Annotated in this window: 19 protein-coding genes; 17 read left to right on the top strand and 2 right to left on the bottom strand. The window is 73.1% G+C overall.

All coding sequences use genetic code 11. From position 1 onward, the window contains the following. Window positions 1–30: 30 nt before the first annotated feature. Window positions 31–4,713, bottom strand: coding sequence for an SCO7613 C-terminal domain-containing membrane protein (locus tag VFW79_RS04020; protein WP_329676025.1), 4,683 nt, complete (start codon window positions 4,711–4,713; stop codon window positions 31–33). A 113-nt stretch (window positions 4,714–4,826) separates the two neighbouring features. On the opposite strand from VFW79_RS04020, the gene VFW79_RS04015 reads away from it, so the two are divergent. Genes VFW79_RS04015 through hisF form a run of 6 tightly spaced genes read left to right on the top strand, consistent with a single transcriptional unit; the run spans window position 4,827 to window position 9,790 of the window. After that, entirely contained in the window at window positions 4,827–5,024 is a 198-nt protein-coding gene (locus tag VFW79_RS04015; protein ID WP_329676024.1) for a ubiquitin-like protein Pup, read from the top strand. A 6-nt stretch (window positions 5,025–5,030) separates the two neighbouring features. After that, entirely contained in the window at window positions 5,031–5,879 is an 849-nt protein-coding gene (prcB, locus tag VFW79_RS04010; RefSeq protein ID WP_329676023.1) for a proteasome subunit beta, read from the top strand. Further along, window positions 5,876–6,673, top strand: coding sequence for a proteasome subunit alpha (prcA, locus tag VFW79_RS04005; protein WP_329676022.1), 798 nt, complete (start codon window positions 5,876–5,878; stop codon window positions 6,671–6,673). The genes prcB and prcA overlap by 4 nt, the downstream gene beginning before the upstream one ends. Window positions 6,674–6,722: 49 nt before the next feature. After that, a complete protein-coding gene (gene pafA / locus VFW79_RS04000; RefSeq protein ID WP_329676021.1) occupies window positions 6,723–8,084 on the top strand; it encodes a Pup--protein ligase in 1,362 nt (453 codons plus the stop codon). A gap of 59 nt (window positions 8,085–8,143) precedes the next feature. Next, window positions 8,144–9,004: an FKBP-type peptidyl-prolyl cis-trans isomerase gene (locus tag VFW79_RS03995; protein ID WP_329676020.1), complete on the top strand. Its 861-nt coding sequence runs from the start codon at window positions 8,144–8,146 to the stop codon at window positions 9,002–9,004. Between the two features lie 15 nt (window positions 9,005–9,019). Beyond that, window positions 9,020–9,790 (top strand): imidazole glycerol phosphate synthase subunit HisF, encoded by a 771-nt coding sequence (gene hisF / locus VFW79_RS03990; RefSeq protein WP_329676019.1) that lies wholly within the window; start codon window positions 9,020–9,022, stop codon window positions 9,788–9,790. Between the two features lie 10 nt (window positions 9,791–9,800). Here hisF and VFW79_RS03985 read toward each other — a convergent pair whose 3' ends face one another. Further along, the gene (locus tag VFW79_RS03985; protein WP_329676018.1) at window positions 9,801–10,448 is read right to left on the bottom strand and encodes a TIGR03085 family metal-binding protein; all 648 of its coding nucleotides are present in this window, start codon (window positions 10,446–10,448) and stop codon (window positions 9,801–9,803) included. Window positions 10,449–10,556: 108 nt separating this feature from the next. Here VFW79_RS03985 and hisI point away from each other — a divergent pair, with 108 nt between their 5' ends. The 11 genes from hisI to VFW79_RS03930 all read left to right on the top strand — a co-directional run. Then, window positions 10,557–10,973, top strand: a complete 417-nt coding sequence (hisI, locus tag VFW79_RS03980; protein WP_329676036.1) for a phosphoribosyl-AMP cyclohydrolase — start codon at window positions 10,557–10,559, stop codon at window positions 10,971–10,973. Next, window positions 10,970–12,532 carry an anthranilate synthase component I gene (locus tag VFW79_RS03975; protein WP_329676017.1) on the top strand — a complete coding sequence of 521 codons (1,563 nt, stop codon included), beginning with the start codon at window positions 10,970–10,972 and terminating at the stop codon, window positions 12,530–12,532. The genes hisI and VFW79_RS03975 overlap by 4 nt, the downstream gene beginning before the upstream one ends. Next, the gene (locus VFW79_RS03970; RefSeq protein ID WP_329676016.1) at window positions 12,529–13,101 is read left to right on the top strand and encodes a Trp biosynthesis-associated membrane protein; all 573 of its coding nucleotides are present in this window, start codon (window positions 12,529–12,531) and stop codon (window positions 13,099–13,101) included. Before VFW79_RS03975 ends, VFW79_RS03970 begins: the two co-directional genes overlap by 4 nt. A gap of 81 nt (window positions 13,102–13,182) precedes the next feature. Further along, window positions 13,183–13,503, top strand: coding sequence for an HGxxPAAW family protein (locus tag VFW79_RS03965; RefSeq protein WP_329676015.1), 321 nt, complete (start codon window positions 13,183–13,185; stop codon window positions 13,501–13,503). A gap of 140 nt (window positions 13,504–13,643) precedes the next feature. Then, window positions 13,644–14,231 carry a DUF4190 domain-containing protein gene (locus tag VFW79_RS03960; protein WP_329676014.1) on the top strand — a complete coding sequence of 196 codons (588 nt, stop codon included), beginning with the start codon at window positions 13,644–13,646 and terminating at the stop codon, window positions 14,229–14,231. Between the two features lie 64 nt (window positions 14,232–14,295). Further along, complete coding sequence (locus tag VFW79_RS03955; RefSeq protein ID WP_329676013.1) at window positions 14,296–14,676, top strand: DUF2752 domain-containing protein; 381 nt, start codon at window positions 14,296–14,298, stop codon at window positions 14,674–14,676. Window positions 14,677–14,863: 187 nt separating this feature from the next. Next, window positions 14,864–15,676: an indole-3-glycerol phosphate synthase TrpC gene (gene trpC / locus VFW79_RS03950; protein ID WP_329676012.1), complete on the top strand. Its 813-nt coding sequence runs from the start codon at window positions 14,864–14,866 to the stop codon at window positions 15,674–15,676. After that, window positions 15,673–16,986, top strand: coding sequence for a tryptophan synthase subunit beta (gene trpB / locus VFW79_RS03945; protein ID WP_414647860.1), 1,314 nt, complete (start codon window positions 15,673–15,675; stop codon window positions 16,984–16,986). The genes trpC and trpB overlap by 4 nt, the downstream gene beginning before the upstream one ends. After that, window positions 16,983–17,819, top strand: a complete 837-nt coding sequence (gene trpA, locus VFW79_RS03940; RefSeq protein WP_414647859.1) for a tryptophan synthase subunit alpha — start codon at window positions 16,983–16,985, stop codon at window positions 17,817–17,819. The genes trpB and trpA overlap by 4 nt, the downstream gene beginning before the upstream one ends. After that, window positions 17,816–18,742, top strand: coding sequence for a prolipoprotein diacylglyceryl transferase (gene lgt / locus VFW79_RS03935; RefSeq protein WP_329676011.1), 927 nt, complete (start codon window positions 17,816–17,818; stop codon window positions 18,740–18,742). Before trpA ends, lgt begins: the two co-directional genes overlap by 4 nt. A 156-nt stretch (window positions 18,743–18,898) precedes the next feature. Next, window positions 18,899–20,657: glutamate synthase central domain-containing protein (locus VFW79_RS03930; RefSeq protein WP_329676010.1), on the top strand; the 1,759-nt coding region annotated here is incomplete at its 3' end.

Here is a 20,657-nt window from a genome sequence, read left to right as displayed (position 1 = left end):
AGAGCGCTGGGAGCCTGAGGCCCGCAGCCGTCAGCGCATGGCGGCCACGAACCGCACGGCCTCCGTGGCCTCACGCAGCCGGCGCTCGTACGTCAGACCGAGTCCCAGCAGGATCGCCCCGCCGACCGCGAGCAGCATCCACCACTCGACCACGCGCAGCGCCGCGGCCGCAGCCGGGGACAGCTGGACCAGGGCGAGCAGGATCAGCACCACGCCGCCGAGGGCGAACGGAGCCTGCCACCGGCGGACGGCTCCCACGAGGACTGCGACCACGGCGCCCGCGAGCACGAGCCACAGACGCCACGCCGTCGGATCGGCCCATCCCGACGCGAGCGGCACGACGAGCGTGAGGACGAGCCCGGCCCCCAGCCCGTGCCAGCTCGATCGCTGCCGCACCGCGGCCATGTCGAGCGAGCCGACGACGAGCAGGACGCAGCCCGCGATCACGATCGGCACGTCTGCGGGTTCCGGCCCGTCGCGCAGGGTCCATGCGACAGCTGCCGCGCCAGTGAGGCAGAGGCCGAGGTAGCGACGAGCCCCACCGGCGGCGCGCGTGCCGACGATCGCGAGCCCGGAGCCCGCGAGCAGCACGGCGACCACCCGGATCAAGCCGGTCGTGGACCCGTCGACGGCGAGCAGGGTCGGCGCCGCCGCCGTGGTGAGCACGAGCGCGAGCCCCCACCGGCGCGGATCGCTGACCGGAAGTGGCAGGACGGCGCGCCGCATGCGCACGAGTGCCAGCACCGCGATGCCGATCACCGCGGCTGCGGGGAGCGACCACGCCTCGACCGCGAGCACACGGGCGGGATCGGGGCTACCGGCTGCGGAGATCGTCGCCCGGACGCCGGGGCCGGCCACAGCGAGCGACGCGCCACTGACGAGGAGCAGCTGCCGGGCGCGGTCCATCACAGCTGGTGCGGGGACGTCGTGGCTGTCGTCGCCTGTGTTGGACTTGCGCGGTGTGAGGCGAAGACCGATGGCGACGAGCGCGAGCGCCCCGGCGAGGACGGCCGGCGTCCGCCACGTCCCGTGCTGGTCGAACGCCGCGGGCAGCAGCAGCAGCGGTCCGGCGAGCGGCCACGGAGCCGTCAGCCAGGGAGCGGTTCGCCCGGGGTGCGCCGGCCCGGGCGCCGACACTGCCAGCCGACGCCACCGGGTCACGCCCGCGGCAGTCACGACGACGCCAAGGATCGCCACCGGAACGTCGGGGGGCAGGGGGCTACGTATCGCAGCAACGAGCGCCGACGCGCTGGCGAGGGTCAAGCCGAGCGAGACGACACGTGACCAGTCGGCTCGACCGGCCGGGCGCTGTCCCGGTGTGCGGTTCCCTCGCTCCAGGGCGCGAGCACCGTGGACCGCGAGCGTGCCTCCGAGCGCCAGGGGGATCGTCCAGCGGACGAACCCGGCCGCCGTGCGGTCGACCGCGACCAGCGAGGGTGTGGCGGCGACCGCGGCGACGAGCCACCAGCCCCAGGTCCGGGGTGAGTACGTCGCCCAACGCCACAGGCTCGTGAGCCGCATCGTGGCGGTCGCGACGAGGAGCGCCGCAGCGCCCGACCATGCCTCGATCCGCAGGACGCCGAATGCGCCGCGGCGCGATGCGGAACCGCCCACGGTGGCGATCGCGGCGCTCAGGGCGTGTCGCGCGGGCCCGACCACGACAACGAGCAGGCCGATCAGGAGCAGCACATGCACGGCGTCGACCTGCCCTCGTCGGGGCGCTGCCCCGTCGTCCGGTGGGGTCGCGGAGCGCAGGCGGAGGCCGATCGCGACGACCAGCGCACCGGCGGCCAGCGTCAGACCGGCGCGGGGAACACGGCCCGTGAGGACGCCGTCGAGAAGTGCCGTCGGGACGAGGGCGAGCGCCAGCCCCGCGGCGAGCAGCGGAGCGTCGGCCGGTGCACCGCGTCGTCGTCGCCGCGCGCCGACGACCGTCAGGACGAGACCCGCGGGTGCGACATAGGCCTCCGGGACCCCGACGTCGCCTGCGTGCAGCAGGGCCCAGGACGCGGCTGTGCCGAGGACGAGGACGCCCCACCGCGCGGCGCGGCGGTCAGCTTGCAGCGACCATGCGCCCGCGGTGATCGCACCGACGAGCAGCACCAGTGCGAGACCACCCGGGCCGCCGGCGACGACGAGCGCGACGCATGCGGTCAGCCAGCCGGTGACCTCCAGGACCAGGCGCAGCACCTCGTCCCGCGCGCGGCGGGCCGGTGCGCCGGTGGACGCCAGGGGGAGACCCAGGAGCACACTGGGGGCGCCCGCACCGGCGATCCCGGCTGCCAGACCGGGACCGTCGTGGGCGCCGAGCGCGAGGTGCAGACTCACGACCGCGCCCACGACGACCGGCGCGAAGAGCGCGCCCGCGACGCGTCGTGTGCGGTCGCCGAGCGCGTCCGCCCCGCCCACGAGCACGCTGGTGACCGTGACGGCGGCGAGCGCCGCGACGAGCACGACGAAGACCTCCTGCGCGGCGGGCTGACCGGCGCGCCCCGACGCAGCGAGTCCGGCAGCCCACCCGCCGCCGGCGAGCGCGCCGATCGCCGCGAGCGTCGTGCACCGGTCGAGGCGTGGCCACCGCGCGTCGGGTGACAGGGCCGCCGGCGTCACGAGGACGAGACCGATCCCTCCGGCGAGCAGCGCACCGAGCGGGCTTCGCACCCCAGCCGCGCCGAAGCCGACGAGCACCGCACCCCAGGCCGCGACAGCAGCCGCTGCTGCCGCGGCGGCCCGTGCCTGGCCGAGGCCACGTTCTGCACCGACCAGCCACGGACGCACCCCGAGCGCGAGCGCCGCGAGCCCCGCAAGGCTCGCGGCCACGAGCCCAGGGGATCCGTGCGTGGCGACGAGCGAAGCGGGCACCGCGAGCGCGCTGAGCGCACGGAGCGGCGCCCGGAGCGCCGTGCGGGCGAGGTGCGAGTCAGGCAGTCGTCGGTCCACGCCGTACGCGACCGCGCCGGTCACGAGGAAGAGCGCCACGGCGCCCGCCCCGACGAGCGACGGGATCGCCGTTCCGGCGACAGCGGGGACGCCGAGGACGACGCCCGCGCCGAGCCACGCAGCACACCGCCGGGCCGTCCTTGCTGGCCCGGGACTACGAACGGCGAGAGCGAGGAGTGCCGCGACCACCGCTGCGCCGGCGAGGCCGGCCACGGCGACGTCCGCACGGTTCACGCCGCCCGGCTCGATCGTCGCCCGGGCGGCCGCGAACGGCAGCACCAGGACGGCGGGCGTACCCAGGAGGAGTGCGACCAGCAGTGCCCCGTCCGCCGCGGCGTCTGACACGCGGATCCGGGCCTCCCGGGGAGGAGGGGCTGCGCCGTCAGCGGTGCGCACTGGCATACTGCCCCGCGTGCGCGCGGCCGCGGCCGCGACGATCGCGACGACCGCGGCGCTCCCGCACGGGACCAGCGCGAGCAGGGAGGCATCCGGGAGGTCGAGCTGTGCGCCCGTCACGACAGCTGCTGCGGCCGATGCCGTTGCCGCCACCGCGCCTGCCGCTGCGGCCCACCACGTCGCCGAGTCCGCCGTCGCCCACCACGAGCGGTCGGTCGGCCCGACCTGCTCGCTGACGGTCCTCCGCATGATGCGGGCGAGCCAGACCTGCAGCGCGCCGAGCCCGGCAAGAGCCGCGAGCGCACCGACGCCAGCCGGGCCGTCGCCCCGCGGATCCGCCAGGACGCCACCGACGGCGACGAGCGCTCCCGCGACCGTCATGAGCCACGCCGCGCCGGTGAGCACCGCCGGCTCGAACCAGGCGCCGGCCGCCGGCGAGGCGACGGCCGTCGTCGGACGGTCGATCACGAAGCGTCCACAGGCCAGCACGACCGACCCGGCCAGAAGCCAGGCGGCCGCGACCGGGCTCGTCGCCAGCGGGACGAGGAGGACGGGCGCGAGCGGGAGGAGCGCCGTTCCCACCACGCGGGCGACGCGCAGCTGCGTCGCGCGACTGCCCGCCAGGAGGAGCACGGCGCAGACGAGGCTGGCCGCTGAGTCGTACGCCGCGTGCGACGTGACCGTGATGAGCCCGGTGGCAGTCACCGCCCACGCGTCGAGCAGCAGCATGACCGTCCCGAGCGCACCGACGGCTTCAGCGCTCGACCGCAGCGCTGCCCGCCGCAGCCGGTCCGCGAGCGCGAAGACCACGACGGTGCCCACGGCGACCGTGACCGCACGGCCGGTCAGCCCGATCCAGCCCCAGCTGAACACGAGAAAGACGATGCTCGCCGCCGCGAGCAGGCTGGCACCGAGCACCTGCAGCACGGTCTGGACGCGCCAGTGCGATCGGGAGGCGCGCGGGACGACCGGGTCGGGTGCATGAGCCGGGTGTCGTGCCGCGGCCACGAGGCTTCCGCTCACGACGCTGCGCACAGGCTCACGGGTCGACTGACCCGGTGCCGACGTGCGCGACAAGAGGACGCCCTGCGCCGCCATCGCCGCCGGGTGGGGGGCGGACCGGTGCTGCGCGGCCTCGCGCGCCAGCTGCTGCGCGCGCATCGCCTGCAGGTAGCTGTCGCGCCGGCTGAGCGCGTCGGCGGCGATCCGGGACAGGTCCCACAGCTGCTGTCCGGGCGCACCGGACAGCTCGAGGCCGCACGCGTCGCACCGGCTTCGGGTCAGCGGTGCCGTGCAGTCGGGGCAGCGGGTGGCATCGGCGAGCAGGCGGCGGACGACGGCGTACGGGGTGGCCGGAGACGTCGGCGCAGGTGGCATGCGCGCATCCTCGCGGATCGAGCGGCCTGGCGGGGGCGTTGTGCACAGACTCTCCTGACGGGCAGGGCCTAGGGTGTGTTCAGAAGGCCCGTTCACCCTCCCGGGAGGTCACCATGGCTGGTCAGGAACACGCTCAGTCCCGCCGCGACGACGACGAGCCGGCCGCGGGCCCCGACACCCCGGCCCCCGCGACCCCCGCGGCACAGGCCCGCGACGCCGAGGTCGACGCGCTGCTCGAGGAGATCGACGACGTCCTGGAGACCAACGCGGAGCAGTTCGTGCGCGGGTTCGTGCAGAAGGGCGGTCAGTGACCGCCGATGGGCCAGGACCACAGCGCTGCGGGCCGGTTGCCGGCCGCGTTCACGACACCAGGCTCGTCCTCGTTCGTCGAGTTCCTCGCCGGGCATGCGCCCGCACTGCTGCCGGGCCACAGGCCCCTGCCCGCGGGTGAGGTGCCGCTGGCACCCCATGCCACGACGATCGTCGCGCTCGTCTTCGATGGTGGCGTGGTCATGGCAGGCGACCGCCGAGCCACCATGGGCTCGATGATCGCGAGCCGCGAGATCGAGAAGGTGTTCCCTGCGGACGAGTTCTCCGCGGTCGGCATCGCCGGCACGGCGGGTCTCGCCGTCGAGCTGGTGCGGCTGTTCCAGCTCGAGCTCGAGCACTACGAGAAGATCGAGGGTGCGCTGCTGTCGCTCGACGGCAAGGCGAACCGGCTCGCGACGATGATCCGCGGCAACCTCGGCCTCGCGATGCAGGGCCTCGCCGTCGTGCCGCTGTTCGCGGGCTACGACCTCGACCGCGGCCTGGGACGGATCTTCTCGTACGACGTGACGGGAGGGCGCTACGAGGAGCACGAGCACCACAGCGTCGGCTCCGGCTCGGTGTTCGCGCGCGGCTCTCTCAAGAAGCTCTGGCGCCCAGGTCTGGACGCGGTCGCGGCGGTACGCGTCGCCGTCGAGGCCCTCGTCGACGCCGCAGACGACGACTCGGCCACCGGGGGTCCCGACTCGTCGCGCCAGATCTGGCCCGTCGTCGCGACGGTGACGTCGAGCGGGTACCGCCGGGTCGGGCAGGACGAGCTGGGTGCCGTCGTGGAGGCGGTCGCCGAGCAGCGCCGCACCGAGCACGCGCAGGGCCGCCCGGGGGGTGAGTCGCGATGAGCATGCCGTTCTACGTCTCGCCCGAACAGCTGATGAAGGACCGCGCCGACTATGCCCGCAAGGGCATCGCGCGAGGACGTTCGGTGGTCGTGCTGCAGTACGACGAGGGCATCGTCTTCGCGACCGAGAACCCGTCGCGTGCCCTGCACAAGATCTCCGAGATCTACGACCGCATCGCCTTCGCCGCCGTGGGCAAGTACAACGAGTTCGAGAACCTGCGTGTCGCCGGGGTCAGGTACGCCGACCTGCGCGGGTACTCCTACGACCGGCAGGACGTGAATGCACGCGGGCTCGCGAACGCCTACGCCCAGACTCTCGGCACGGTGTTCACGACCGAGTCCAAGCCGCTCGAGGTCGAGCTCGTCGTCGCGGAGGTCGGTGCGAACCCCGAGGGCGACCAGATCTACCGCCTGTCCTACGACGGCTCCGTCGCCGACGAGCACGGGTACGTGGCGATGGGTGGCCAGGTGGACGGCTTGGTCACGCAGCTCGCCGGCGCGTGGCGCGCCGGCCTGACGCTCGCCGAGGCTGTGCGGATCGCGGTCCGGGTCCTCGGCACGCAGTCGGAGGGCAAGCCTCGCCAGCTTCCGGCGAGTCAGCTCGAGGTCGCCGTGCTGGAGCGCTCACGCCCGCGCCGCGCGTTCCGACGGCTGACCGGACCGGCACTGGACGCCATGCTCGCGGCACCGAGCCAGGTCGACGCGCCGAGCCAGGCCGACGCTCTGAGCCCGCCCGCCCCGGCTGGGCCCACCGAGCCCACCGCGCCCTCCGAGGCGGACCCGCCGACGCCGTGACGGCAGCGTGACACCGCCCGACGCAGACCCACACGGAGGGGACCGCCGCATGGACCGCCGCATCTTTGGCCTCGAGACCGAGTACGGGGTGACGTGCGCGTCGGACGACGGCCGCGGGCTGTCGGCGGACGAGGTCGCCCGGTACCTGTTCCGCAAGGTCGTCGCATGGGGTCGCTCGTCGAACGTGTTCCTGCGCAACGGCTCGCGCCTCTACCTCGACGTCGGCTCCCACCCGGAGTACGCGACTGCCGAGTGCGACGACGTGCGCCAGCTCATCACGTACGACCGCGGCGGCGAACGCATCCTCGAGGGGCTCGTCGCCGACGCCCAGCAGCGCCTCGAGCACGAGGGCCTTGCCGGGCGGATCCACCTGTTCAAGAACAACACCGACTCGGCCGGCAACTCCTACGGGTGCCACGAGAACTACCTCGTGCGCCGCCAGGGCGACTTCTCCCGGCTGTCGGACGTCCTCGTCCCGTTCCTGATCACGCGCCAGGTCCTCACGGGCGCGGGCAAGGTGCTCCCGACGCCGCGCGGCGCGGTCTACTGCCTGTCGCAGCGGGCCGACCACATCTGGGAGGCGGTCTCGAGCGCGACGACCCGGTCCCGGCCGATCATCAACACCCGAGACGAGCCGCACGCGGATGCCGAGCTGTACCGGCGCCTGCACATCATCGTCGGCGACTCGTCGATGTCCGAGACGACGACGATGCTCAAGGTCGGCGCGACCGACCTGATCCTGCGCCTCATCGAGGCGGGCGTCCCGATGCGCGACATGGCTCTCGAGAACCCGATCCGCGCGATCCGCGAGATCAGCCACGACATGACCGGGCTGCACCCGTTCCAGCTCTCCAACGGCCGGACCGTCACCGCGGTCGACCTCCAGGAGGAGTACCTCGCGCGCGTCAAGGACTTCATCGCGGCGGACGTCGACCAGACACCCGACATCAAGCAGGTCGTCGACCTGTGGGAACGCGGCCTGCACGCGCTGCGCACCGGTGACCTCGCCCTCGTCGAGCGCGAGCTGGACTGGGTCATCAAGTACCGGCTGATCGAGCGCTACCGCGCCAAGCACGGTCTCGAGCTGGGCGACCCGCGTGTCGCCAGGCTCGACCTCGCCTACCACGACATCTCGCGGACCGAGGGGCTGTACAACCTGCTCGCGGCTCGAGGGCTGGTCGACCGGGTCACGACCGACCTCGAGGTGTTCGAGGCGACCGCCGTCCCGCCGCAGACGACGCGGGCGAAGCTCCGGGGCGACTTCGTGCGCGCCGCGCAGGAGGCCCGGCGCGACTACACGGTCGACTGGGTGCACCTGAAGCTCAACGACCAGGCCCAGCGGACCGTGCTGTGCAAGGACCCGTTCCGCAGCGTCGACGAGCGCGTCGAGAGGCTCATCGAGTCGATGTGAACGACCCTCGGGCGGGCACCGTACAGTGTGGCCGGACATCCGACCGGGGAGGGATCGACGTGCGACGTCTGGTAGCGGCATGCCTGGCTGCCATGCTCCTGGCCGGCTGCAGCGCGGTCACGGCCCCCGAGCCGGACGTCCTGGTGACGGGCGACCCGGGCTCCCGGCCGACCCTCACGTACGTGACGCCGCTCGCGGTGAGCAAGACGGTCCACAAGGTCGTGTGGCAGGGCACGGGAAGCCCGCTCGTCGACGGCGAGCCTGTGCTGGTGGACTTCTGGCTCGAGGACGCGAGCGACGCGACGGTCGTCAAGGAGAGCTACTCGAGCAGCCCGACGCCCCGCCCGTTGACGGTCGAGGACCTCGGCCAGGACCTGTACGACACGCTGCACGGTCAGCGTGTCGGTGCGCGCCTGCTGCAGATCAGCCCGGCCCCGGGCAGCGGCGCGGCCAACTACCCGACGGTGACGGTGCTCGACGTTCTCCCGACGCGCGCGTCCGGCGAACCTGTGGCCCCACGCGAGGGGCTCCCGACGGTCACGCTCGGCAGCGACGGGTCGCCGTCGATCACGGCGTCGACCGCCGCACCGCCGACCGACCTCGTGACGCAGCCGCTGCTGCGCGGTTCCGGCGCCCAGGTGGCGGACGGCGACACGGTGACCGTGCAGTACACGGGCTTCGCGTGGACGACGGGGGAGGCGTTCGAGTCGACCTGGACCAACCGGAGCCCGGTGTCGTTCGACCTGGCGATGGTGCCCGCGTGGGCGAGCCTCGTCGAGCAGCCGGTCGGCAGCCAGGTCATGCTCGTGGTGCCTCCGACCTACCCGCTCGGCGCGACGCAGAGCGAGGAGCTCAAGGGCCAGACCATCGTGTTCGTCATCGACATCCTCGCCACGGGCCCCGCGCCCGTGACCGGCTGACGGGAGAGCTGGGACATGACACTCGCGCTGCGGGTCATCCCGTGCCTCGATGTCGACGCGGGCCGCGTCGTCAAGGGCGTGAACTTCGAGAACCTGCGCGACGCCGGCGACCCGGTCGAGCTGGCTCGCCGGTACGACGCCGAGGGCGCGGACGAGATCACCTTCCTCGACGTGTCGGCGTCGTCGGGCGACCGCGCCACGATGTATGACGTGGTCAGGCGCACCGCCGAGGAGGTGTTCGTCCCGCTGACGGTCGGTGGCGGCGTGCGCTCGGCGGACGACGTCGACCGGCTGCTGCGGGCCGGGGCCGACAAGGTCGGGGTCAACACAGCCGCCATCGCGCGCCCCGAGCTGATCGAGGAGATCGCGGAGCGGTTCGGCAGCCAGGTGCTCGTCCTGTCGGTCGACGCGCGCCGGGTCACCGGCGACGTGCGCACGGCGTCGGGGTACGAGGTGACGACGCACGGAGGCCGCCGCGGCACCGGCATCGACGCCGTGGAGTGGGCGGCGCGTGGGGCGGCGCTCGGCGCGGGGGAGATCCTGCTGAACTCGATGGACGCCGACGGGACCACGGCCGGCTTCGACCTCGAGATGCTGCGCGACGTGCGCAGCGAGGTCAGCGTCCCGCTCATCGCGAGCGGCGGTGCCGGGACGGCGCAGCACTTTGTCGAGGCGGCACGGGCGGGGGCCGACGCGGTGCTCGCCGCGAGCGTCTTCCACTTCCGGACGCTCACGATCGGCGAGGTCAAGGACCACCTGCGGGCGGCCGGCATCACCGTCCGATGACGCTGGACGGTCAGCGGTTCGGCAGGACCTCCGCCAGCGCCTCGACGTCGTCCGGTGCGCCTTCGATCCTGATGTCGACAGCCGCTCCCCGGCCGAACGCGTGCAGAAGAAGCTCCCCGACGGCCCCGCGGATCACGACGGTCCCGTGCCCGCTGGGAGCGCGCCGCACGCGTCGGCGCACGCCGTCGGGACGGACGAGGACGATCCCGACCGGCACGCGTCGGTAGGTCAGCGACGCGCCGCGGACGAGAGCGCGCCACAGCGCCTCGACGTGCTCGGGCTCGAGCTCCCGCGGCGGCACCGGCCCTGCGCCGCGCCGCACGTCCTCGGTGTGCACGAAGAACTCGACGAGGTTGACCTGCTCGCCGGCCCACGCCAGGGGACTCCAGGCGGCGGGTTCGGCCGCCACCCGAGCCACCAGGTCGCGGTAGTCCTGTGCGGACCGCGCGGTCTCGGCAAGCTGGGCGATCACCTGCTCCGTGTGCGCCGCGAGGGCCGGCACGACGATGCCCGCACCGGCGACCGGCGAGTGCTCGCGGAGCACCAGGTGCGCCGCGAGGTGACGGCTCTGCCAGCCCTCGCACAACGTCGGTGCGTCGGGTCCGGCCTCGGTGAGGGCCGAGGCGAGCTGCGCGCGGGCGATGTGGTGCCATGTCATCCCGGAATGCTCCCACGGCCGCGGCGTCCGGGGACGCCGTGGCAAGATCGCGGGGTGCCCGACCAGCCCACCTCAGCCGCCGCCCCCTCGACCGCAGCACCCTCGACCGTGCCGGTCCCGCCGACCTCGTCGGCGCTCGACCCGCAGATCGGCGCGCGGCTCAAGCGCGACGAGGCCGGTCTCGTCGCCGCGGTCGTGCAGCAGCACGACACGGGGGAGGTCCTCATGGTCGGCTGGATGGACGACGAGGCGCTGCGCCGGACCCTGACGAGCGGGCGCGTGACGTTCTGGAGCCGCTCGCGCGGCGAGTACTGGCGCAAGGGCGACACATCCGGGCACGCGCAGTTCGTGCAGTCGGTCGCCATCGACTGCGACGGGGACGCGCTGCTGGTCCGCGTGGACCAGGTCGGCGCCGCGTGCCACACCGGCGCGCGCACCTGCTTCGACGCGGGCGGACCCCTGCCCGTCGTCGTCGGTCACCGTCCGACCTCCGACGTCCCGTCGAACCCCGAAGGAGCCTCATGACCGTGCCCGCTGCCGCGACCACCCCGGTGCAGGTCCCGTGGGGCTCGACGTGGCCGGCGCTCCCGGACTTCCGCACCCTCGCGTCCGACCGTCGGGTGATCCCGGTCGTCCGGAGGCTCCTGGCGGACGACGTCACACCGGTCGGCCTGTACCGGACGCTCGCGGGCGGGCGTCCCGGCACGTTCGTGCTCGAGTCCGCGGAGCAGGACGGCACGTGGTCGCGCTACTCGTTCATCGGGGTGAGCTCCCGCGCGACGCTGACGACCCGCGCCGGTCAGGCGGTCTGGATCGGCGACGTGCCGGTCGGGGTGCCTCTCGACGGCACGCCTCTCGACGTCCTCGCCGAGACCCTCGAGGTCCTGCGGACACCGGCCGTGCCCGGGCTGCCGCCGCTCACGAGCGGGCTCGTGGGGGCGCTCGGGTGGGACATCGTGCGTCAGTGGGAGCCGACGCTGCCCGCCGAGGCGCCCGAAGAGCTCGGCGTACCCGAGATGACGCTGTGCCTCGTGAGCGACCTCGCCGTCGTCGACCACCTCGACGGCTCGGTGTGGCTCGTCGCGAACGCGATCAACTTCGACAACACCGACGCGCGCGTGGACGAGGCGTATGCCGACGCGCTCGCCCGGCTCGAGGCCATGCAGGACGCGTTGCAGCACCCGGCACCGCCAGCGGCCGCGGTGCTCGTCGACTCGGACGAGCCCGAGCTCGAGTTCCGCACGACGCGCGCCGACTTCGAGGCATCGGTGCGCACCGGGCAGGAGGCGATCCGTGACGGCGAGGTCTTCCAGGTCGTCCTCTCGCAGCGCCTCGACCTCGACTGCCCCGCCGAGCCGATCGACGTGTACCGCGTGCTGCGCACCATCAACCCGAGCCCGTACATGTACTACCTGCAGCTGCGCGACGCGGACGGCACGGACTTCGCCGTCGTCGGCTCGAGCCCCGAGACGCTCGTCAAGGTCACCGACGGCCGGGTCGTGACGTTCCCGATCGCCGGTTCACGGCCCCGCGGCGCGACGCCCGAGCAGGACCTGGCGCTCGCGGACGAGCTGCTCGCGGACCCCAAGGAGCGAGCCGAGCACATCATGCTCGTCGACCTCTCGCGCAACGACCTCGTCAAGGTGTGTGAGCCGGCGAGCGTCGAGGTCGTCGAGTTCATGGCGATCAAGCGCTTCAGCCACATCATGCACATCTGCTCGACCGTCGTCGGGCACCTGCGCGAGGGGGCCACCGCGCTCCAGACGTTGATCGCGGCGTTCCCGGCCGGGACTCTCTCCGGCGCCCCGAAGCCGCGCGCGATCGCCCTGATCGACCAGATCGAGCCGGCCCGGCGCGGGATCTACGGCGGGACGGTCGGCTACTTCGACCTCGCGGGGGACATGGACATGGCGATCGCGATCCGCACGGCGCTCATCCGAGACGGTCGGGCGAGTGTGCAGGCGGGCGGGGGGATCGTCGCCGACTCCGTGCCGGGGCTCGAGTACGAGGAGTCCCGCAACAAGGCGGCTGCCGCGGTCCGGGCCGTCCAGATCGCTGCTCGACTGCGATCGGCCCGCAGGTGAGCGAGGGCTCTCGGCGCGGTCGATGGGTCGTGACGCTGCTCGTGGCAGCTGCGGCGACCGCCGGCTCCACCGTGCCCGCATGGTTCAGGGTGACCGGGTCGAGCGCACTCGCCGGTGACGTCGAGGTCGCCGTCTCCGGCGGCCAGGCGGCGCCGGCCGTCCTCGCGGCCGCGGTCGTGCTGCTCGCGGCAGCCGCAGCGGTCGGACTCGTGGGACGGGTCGGCCGCTGGGTCGTCGTGGCGGTCGTGGCTGCCGCCGGCGTCGTCGTGCTCGCCTCGGTCGCCGGCGTGCTCCGGGACCCCGATCCGGTCGCGACGGTCGCCGTCGCGGCTGCCACGGGGGTGACCGCGCTCGCCGGTCCTGTCTCGTCGACGCCATGGCCGTGGTTCGCGTGCGTCCTGGGTGTGCTCGACGGCCTCGTCGCGCTCGGCCTCGCGCGTGCCTCGGCGCGGTGGGGTGCCACGTCGCGCCGGCACGAGCCGGCGGCGTCGGCCGCGACCGCCGGGGCCGACGACGACCGGTCGACGTGGGACGCCCTGACCCGCGGCGACGACCCGACAGCCGGCTGATCAACGGCCGTGCCCACCGAGGATCCGGACGACGTGTCAGATACGCTGAGCGTCGATCCGAGAACGAGGAGCGTCGACCCCATGGCCGATCAGTCCGTCGAACGTCGTGCCGAGAGCGCGGTTCCCGCGCAGGCCCCGATCCGTGACCTGTCCTATCTGCCGCCGAGTGCGCCGCCGGCCAACCACGGGCACACGACCGCGGCCTGGACGACAGTCATCGTCGTCCTTGTCGGTGCCGTCCTGTCCTCCGTCGCGATGATCTTCGCGGCCGTCCCGCTCGTCTGGGCGGGCGGGGTCATCATCGTGCTCGGGATCGTGGCGGGCAAGGTCCTCCAGATCCTCGGCTACGGCCAGGGCGGCGCGGCGACGCTGGCCAAGCAGGCTCGCAGCGGCGGTCACTGATCTCGCGGCTCGCCTTCGTGGCGCCGGTGCCGGCTCTCTGACGCGTCTGGGCCCGTGCGGGCAGCCGACGCACTATCGTCCAGCACAGTGGCGGTCGTCACACGTCGTCCGTCCGGCCCGACGAGATCTCAGGAGGTCCGATGTCGACCCCGAACGAGCCGCAGGACCCGTACACCGCCGGCGGTCAGCCTGCGCAGCCCGGCGACGGTGCACCCCAGCCTCCCGTGGAGCCCACATCCCCGGCGGCGCCACCGTACGGGGCCCCGTCCGCGGAGCCGGCGCAGCCCAGCTACCCCGCGGGCCAACCCGGCTACCCTGCGGCCCCGCCGTACGGTGCGCCGCCCGTCCAGCCCGGCTACCCGGCGGCCCCCCAGTACGGCACGACACCGTATCCGGCGGCACCGGCGTACGGCGCGGCGCCGGGGTACGGCGGCGGGTACGCGTACCCGAAGAACAACCTCGCGGTCTGGTCGATCGTGCTGGCCATCCTCGGCATCGTCGCGTTGTGCGGTCCGTTCACCGGCATCCCCGCGGTGATCCTCGGCAACAACGCCAAGCGAGCCGTCGCCTCCGGCGAGGCCAACAACGGGAGCCTGGCGACGGCCGGGATCGTCGTCGGCTGGATCGCGATCGGCATCGGGCTGATCGGCGCGGTGATCGTGGCGATCCTCGTCGCCAGCGCAGGCAGCTGGACCGACTACGTCAACACGTACCCAGGCACGCGGTAGCAGCAACCTGGCGACCGTGAGGTTCCCTGCAGCGCGAGTCGACCGTCTGCGGGGCCCGCTTGTCGTGAGCGGCGTTGTCGCCGTCGCCACGGCATACGTGGCGGTCGTCGACCCGAATGCGCCGGGGCACTACCTGGCGTGCCCGTTCTACCTCCTGACGGGCCGCTACTGCGCGGCGTGCGGAGCGCTGCGCGCGACCCATGACCTCGCGCACGGCGATCTGGTGGGCGCCTGGGGGATGAACCCGCTCTGGGTGGTCGTCGTGCCGCTGCTGGTCCTCGCATGGCTGCGCTGGACCGCCCGATCATGGCGCGCGCCGGTCACCGCGAGCACGGCGCCTGCCGCGCGGCGCGTCATCTGGGTCCCGTGGGCCGTGCTCGCGGTGACCGTCGGCTTCACGGTCCTGCGCAACGTGCCGGCGCTCGTGCCGTGGCTCGCGCCCTGATCCCCATGTCCCAGGTTCGCCCTGGCGACGAGGCGGGCGGCCCGGCTGCTCCGGCGGGTCGTGGTCGGCGGGCCGCGTCCGAGTCCTGATCGCGTGGTCTGTCGCCCCCGCGGGCGCCTCTACGATGGCGGCAGGGCCGCGGCCGTCACAGGCTCGGCGGCTCGACGACGAGGGGAGTGAGGCACCGATGACCGTGCTGGACGAGATCGTCGCAGGTGTTCGACAGGATCTGGCGCAGCGCGAGGCCGCGACGCCGCTCGCAGCAGTCAAGGAACGCGCGGGTCGCGTGACCGAGGCCAAAGACTGCATCAGTCGGCTGCGGGTCAGCGACGCCGTCACTGTCATCGCCGAGGTCAAGCGATCGAGCCCGAGCCGTGGGTCGCTCGCGTCGATCGCCGACCCCGCCGCGCTTGCGCTCGAGTACGAGAAGGGCGGCGCCGCCGTCATCTCGGTCCTGACCGAGCAGCGGAAGTTCAACGGCTCTCTCGCTGACCTGGACTCCGTCCGTGGCGCCGTCGACATCCCGGTCCTGCGCAAGGACTTCATCGTCACGCCGTACCAGGTCTGGGAGGCGCGCGCGCACGGCGCCGACCTCGTCCTGCTCATCGTCGCCGCCCTCGAGCAGACCGTGCTGACCTCGCTCATCGAGCGCGTGCACTCCCTGGGGATGACGGCGCTCGTCGAGGTGCACGACGTCGAGGAGGTCGCACGCGCGGTCGATGCAGGCGCCAAGATCATCGGGGTCAACGCGCGCAACCTCAAGACGCTCGACGTCGACCGGACGACGTTCTCCCGGGTCGCACCGTCGATCCCTGCGGGCATCGTCAAGATCGCCGAGTCGGGGGTCCGCGGTCCGCACGACGTCATGGACTACGCGCGGGCGGGAGCGGACGCCGTCCTTGTCGGCGAGGCGCTCGTCACCGACGAGGCACCCCGCAAGTCGGTTGCCGACCTCGTCGCCGCCGGGGCGCACCCCTCGCTGCGGGCGGTCCGGCAGTGAGCGGGTCGTCCACCGAGCCGGTCAACACCCCGCTCCAGGACGCGCTGGCGTCAGGGCCGCTGAGCACGCACGCCGGGCCGTACTTCGGCAGCTTCGGGGGCCGGTTCGTGCCCGAGGCGCTCATCGCGGCGCTCGACGAGCTCGACGCCGAGTACCACAAGGCCCTCACCGACCCGGCGTTCGGTGCCGAGCTCGCACGACTCCACAAGACGTACACGGGGCGCCCCAGCCCGCTGACGGAGGTACCGCGGTTCGCGGCGCACGTGGGCGACGGCATCCGGGTGTTCCTCAAGCGCGAGGATCTCAACCACACCGGCTCGCACAAGATCAACAACGTGCTCGGGCAGGCCCTGCTGGTCAAGCGCATGGGCAAGACCCGCGTCATCGCCGAGACGGGCGCGGGCCAGCACGGTGTCGCGACCGCCACCGCCGCCGCGCTCATGGACCTCGAGTGCACGGTGTACATGGGCGAGGAGGACATGCGACGCCAGTCCCTCAACGTCGCGCGCATGCGGCTGCTCGGTGCCGAGGTCATCCCCGTGACGATCGGCACCCGCACGCTCAAGGACGCGATCAACGAGGCGCTGCGCGACTGGGTCGCGAACGTCGACTCGACCCACTACCTGCTCGGCACCGTGACGGGTCCGCACCCGTTCCCCGAGATGGTCCGCGACTTCCACAAGATCATCGGCGAAGAGGCCAAGGTGCAGCTCGCCGAGGAGATCGGCCGGTTGCCCGACGCCGTCGCGGCGTGCGTCGGCGGCGGCTCCAACGCGATGGGGATCTTCAACGCCTTCCTCGACGAGCCCGGCGTGCGGCTGTTCGGGTTCGAGGCGGGCGGTGAGGGCATCGCGTCCGGACGGCACGCCGCGCGGTTCAGCGGAGGCGCGACGGGCGTGCTGCAGGGAACCAAGTCGTACCTGCTCCAGGACGAGGACGGCCAGACACTGCCGAGCCACTCGGTCTCGGCCGGCCTCGACTACCCGAGCGTGGGCCCCGAGCATGCCTGGCTCCACGACATCGGCCGGGCGGAGTACCGCCCGGTGACCGACGTCGAGGCGATGGACGCGTTCCAGGTCCTGTGCCGCACCGAGGGGATCATCCCCGCGATCGAGTCGGCGCACGCCCTCGCGGGGGTGATCAAGCTCGGTCCCGAGGTCGCGAGCTGGTCGCTCCCTGCCGGGCAGGCTCCGGTCATCCTCATCAACCTGTCGGGCCGCGGCGACAAGGACGTGGCGACCGCCGCGAAGTGGTTCGGCCTGATCGACGAGCAGGCTGCGCCCGCCGCGACCGAAGGGACGCAGCTGTGAGCCCCGTCGACATCCGGCGTCGCACCGGCGACCTGCTCACCCGGCTCGCTGCCGGGACCGCGGACTCGCCGGGGCGCGCCGCATTCATCGGCTACCTGCCGCTCGGCTACCCCGACGTGCCGGGGTCGGTCGACGCGGCGCTCGCCATGGTCGACGCCGGCGTGGACATCGTCGAGCTCGGCCTGCCCTACTCGGACCCGGTCATGGACGGTCCGACCATCCAGCACGCCGTCGAGCACGCGCTCGCCGGCGGCGTACGGGTGCGGGACATCTTCGGTGCGGTCGAACGGGTGGCCGCATCCGGCGCGCCCGTGCTGGTCATGACGTACTGGAACCCTGTCCTGCGGTACGGCGTCGACGCGTTCGCTCGCGACCTGGCCGCTGCCGGCGGTGCGGGGCTCATCACCCCCGACCTGATCCCCGACGAGGCCGGGGAGTGGATCGCCGCGTCGGAGAACCACGGGCTCGACCGCGTCTTCCTCGTCGCACCCAGCTCCACCCCGGAACGGCTCGCCTCGACGTCGGCCGCGTCCCGCGGGTTCGTCTACGCGGCGTCGACCATGGGCGTGACAGGGGAGCGCGGGACCGTCGGGACGCACGCCGAGCAGCTGGTCGCCGACACGCGTGCCGCCGGCGCCGAGCACGTGTGCGTCGGTCTCGGGGTCTCCCGCGCCGAGCAAGCCGCGCAGGTCGCGCGGTACGCCGACGGCGTGATCGTGGGGTCGGCCCTCGTGCGGGCTCTCATCGAGGCGGACGACCCCGCGTCGGGGCTCGCCGCGTTGACGGCGGTCACGGCGGAGCTCGCGGCCGGCGTGCGCGGGGCGCGACGATGACGGCCCTCGCGGCGACGGCACTGGCGGGCCGGGGGCTCGCGGGCGCGCTCGCGCTGCCGGCATCGATCCCGAGCCCGTCGCAGGGCGTCTGGTACCTCGGACCGTTCCCCCTGCGCGCCTACGCGTTGGCGATCCTGCTCGGCATCGTCGCGGCCGTGATCCTGACCCGACGGCGTTGGGTCGAGCGCGGCGGGATCGCTGACGACGTCCTCGAGATCGTGTTCTGGGCCGTGCCGTTCGGCATCGTCGGCGGCCGGATCTACCACGTGATCAGCTCTCCCGACGCGTACTTCGGCGTCGGTGGCCACCCGTGGAAGGCCTTCGCCATCTGGGAGGGCGGCCTCGGCATCTGGGGTGCGATCGCCCTGGGCGGGGTCGGCGCGTGGATCGGGTGCCGCCGCCAGGGCGTGCGGATGCCGGCGTTCGCCGACGCGGTCGCGCCCGGGCTGCTCGTCGCCCAGGCGATCGGCCGGTTGGGCAACTGGTTCAACCAGGAGCTGTTCGGCGGTCCCACGACACTGCCGTGGGGCCTCGAGATCGACGACGCCCACCTGCCGGCCGGGTACGCCTCAGGGACGCTCTTCCACCCGACGTTCCTGTACGAGCTGCTCTGGAACCTCGCGGCCGCGGGCGTCCTGATCTGGCTCGACCGTCGGTTCAAGCTGGGTCACGGGCAGGTGTTCGCCCTCTACGTCGTGCTCTACACGAGCGGGCGGCTGTGGATCGAGGTCCTGCGCATCGACCCCGCGCACACCATCGGCCCGTTCCGGCTCAACGTCTGGACCTCCATCGTCGTCGGCCTCGGAGCGCTGGTAGCGTTCGTCGTGGTCTCGCGTCGGCATCACGATCGCGAGACGACGCTCCTGCGGGATCCACCGGCAGCGCAGGGCGACGAAGAGACGGCACCGGAAGCCACCCGCTGACCGCGGCCGTAGTGTGACCTACCACACAAGTCACGACGAGAGTGCCCCGAAACCCGGGCAGGTATCGTCGCCACGCGTTCGGGCCGATGACGTCCCGCGTAACCCTTCTGTTCGTGTTGGGCCCCGATTGCCGGGGATATCGTGAGGACGGTTCAGATGTCCGCGTCGCCCGTGATCCCCGGTGGACTGCGTGCCCCGTCCGCACGCGGTCTGTACGACCCTGCGACCGAGCGTGACGCCTGTGGCTTCGCCTTCGTCGCGACCCTGCGGGGGACGCCAGGTCGCGACATCATCGACGCCGGCCTGACGGCGCTGCTCAACCTGGACCACCGCGGCGCTGTCGGCGCCGAGGAGGACAGCGGCGACGGCGCCGGCATCCTCACCCAGATCCCGGACGCCTTCCTGCGTGACGTCGTCGACGCGGAGCTCCCCCCGGTCGGCCAGTACGCGATCGGCCTGGCGTTCCTTCCGGTCGAGCAGGACGCGATGTACGCCGCGATGCGCGCGATCGAGGCGATCGCCGCCGAGGAGAAGCTCGACGTCCTCGCCTGGCGCGACGTCGCGGTCACCGTGGACCTCGTCGGTCCCACCGCGCGGTCGTCGATGCCGGCGTTCCGCCAGCTCGTCGTCGCGGACCCGTCGCGCGAGCTCGCGGGCGTCGACCTCGACCGTCGCACGTACCGCCTGCGCAGGCGGGTCGAGCGCGAGGTCGGCGTGTATTTCGCGTCGCTGTCGTCCCGCACGCTGGTCTACAAGGGCATGCTAACGACCGGCCAGCTCGAGCCCTTCTTCGCCGACCTGTCCGACCCGCGCTACGCGAGCGAGCTCGCGCTCGTGCACTCGCGGTTCTCGACGAACACGTTCCCGTCGTGGCCGCTCGCCCAGCCGTTCCGCCTCGTCGCGCACAACGGCGAGATCAACACCGTGCGCGGCAACCGCAACTGGATGTCGGCTCGCGAGGGGACGCTCGAGAGCGAGGCACTGGGCGACCTGGCGCCGCTGCTCCCGATCTGCACCCCGGGCGGCAGCGACTCCGGCAGCTTCGACGAGGTCCTCGAGCTCCTGCACCTCGCGGGGCGCCCGTTGCCGCACGCCATCATGATGATGATCCCCGAGGCGTGGGAGAAGCATCAGCAGATGGACCCCGCCCGACAGGCCTTCTACGAGTACCACTCGACGCTCATGGAGCCGTGGGACGGCCCGGCAGCGATGACCTTCACGGACGGCACGCTCATCGGAGCGGTCCAGGACCGCAACGGGCTGCGCCCGGGACGGTTCTGGGTCACCGAGGACGGCCTCGTCGTGCTCGCGAGCGAGGCGGGCGTGCTTGACCTGGACCCCGCGACGGTCGTGCGCAAGGGGCGGCTCGAGCCGGGCCGGATGTTCCTCGTCGACACGGGTCAGGGTCGGATCATCGAGGACGACGAGGTCAAGGCGCAGCTCGCCGCGCAGCGGCCGTACGCGCAGTGGGTCAGGGAGAACTCGATCTCGCTCGACCAGCTGCCGGAGCGCGAGCACGTGCGCCACTCCGCGGCGTCGGTGCGTCGTCGCCAGCGCGCGTTCGGCTACACCGAGGAAGAGCTCAAGATCATCCTTGCGCCCATCGCCACGAACGCGGCGGAGCCGCTCGGCGCGATGGGCTCGGACACCCCGGTCGCTGTGCTCTCGAGCCGGCCCAGGCTGCTCTTCGACTACTTCACGCAGATGTTCGCGCAGGTCACCAACCCGCCGCTGGACGCGATCCGCGAGGAGCTCGTGACGTCCATCGGCGGCGCGATCGGGCCCGAGCCGAACCTGCTCGCCGACGTCCCCGAGCACGCGCGGAAGCTTGTTCTGCCGTTCCCCGTGCTCGACAACGACCAGCTGGCCAAGATCGTCCGGATCGACCGGGACCCCGCCCTGGCCGGCGTCTTCC

The sequence above is a fragment of the Cellulomonas sp. genome, assembly GCF_036279715.1.
In the GTDB taxonomy this organism is placed as follows: Bacteria; Actinomycetota; Actinomycetes; order Actinomycetales; family Cellulomonadaceae; genus Cellulomonas_A.
This window is presented reverse-complemented; position numbering and strand designations above follow the sequence as displayed.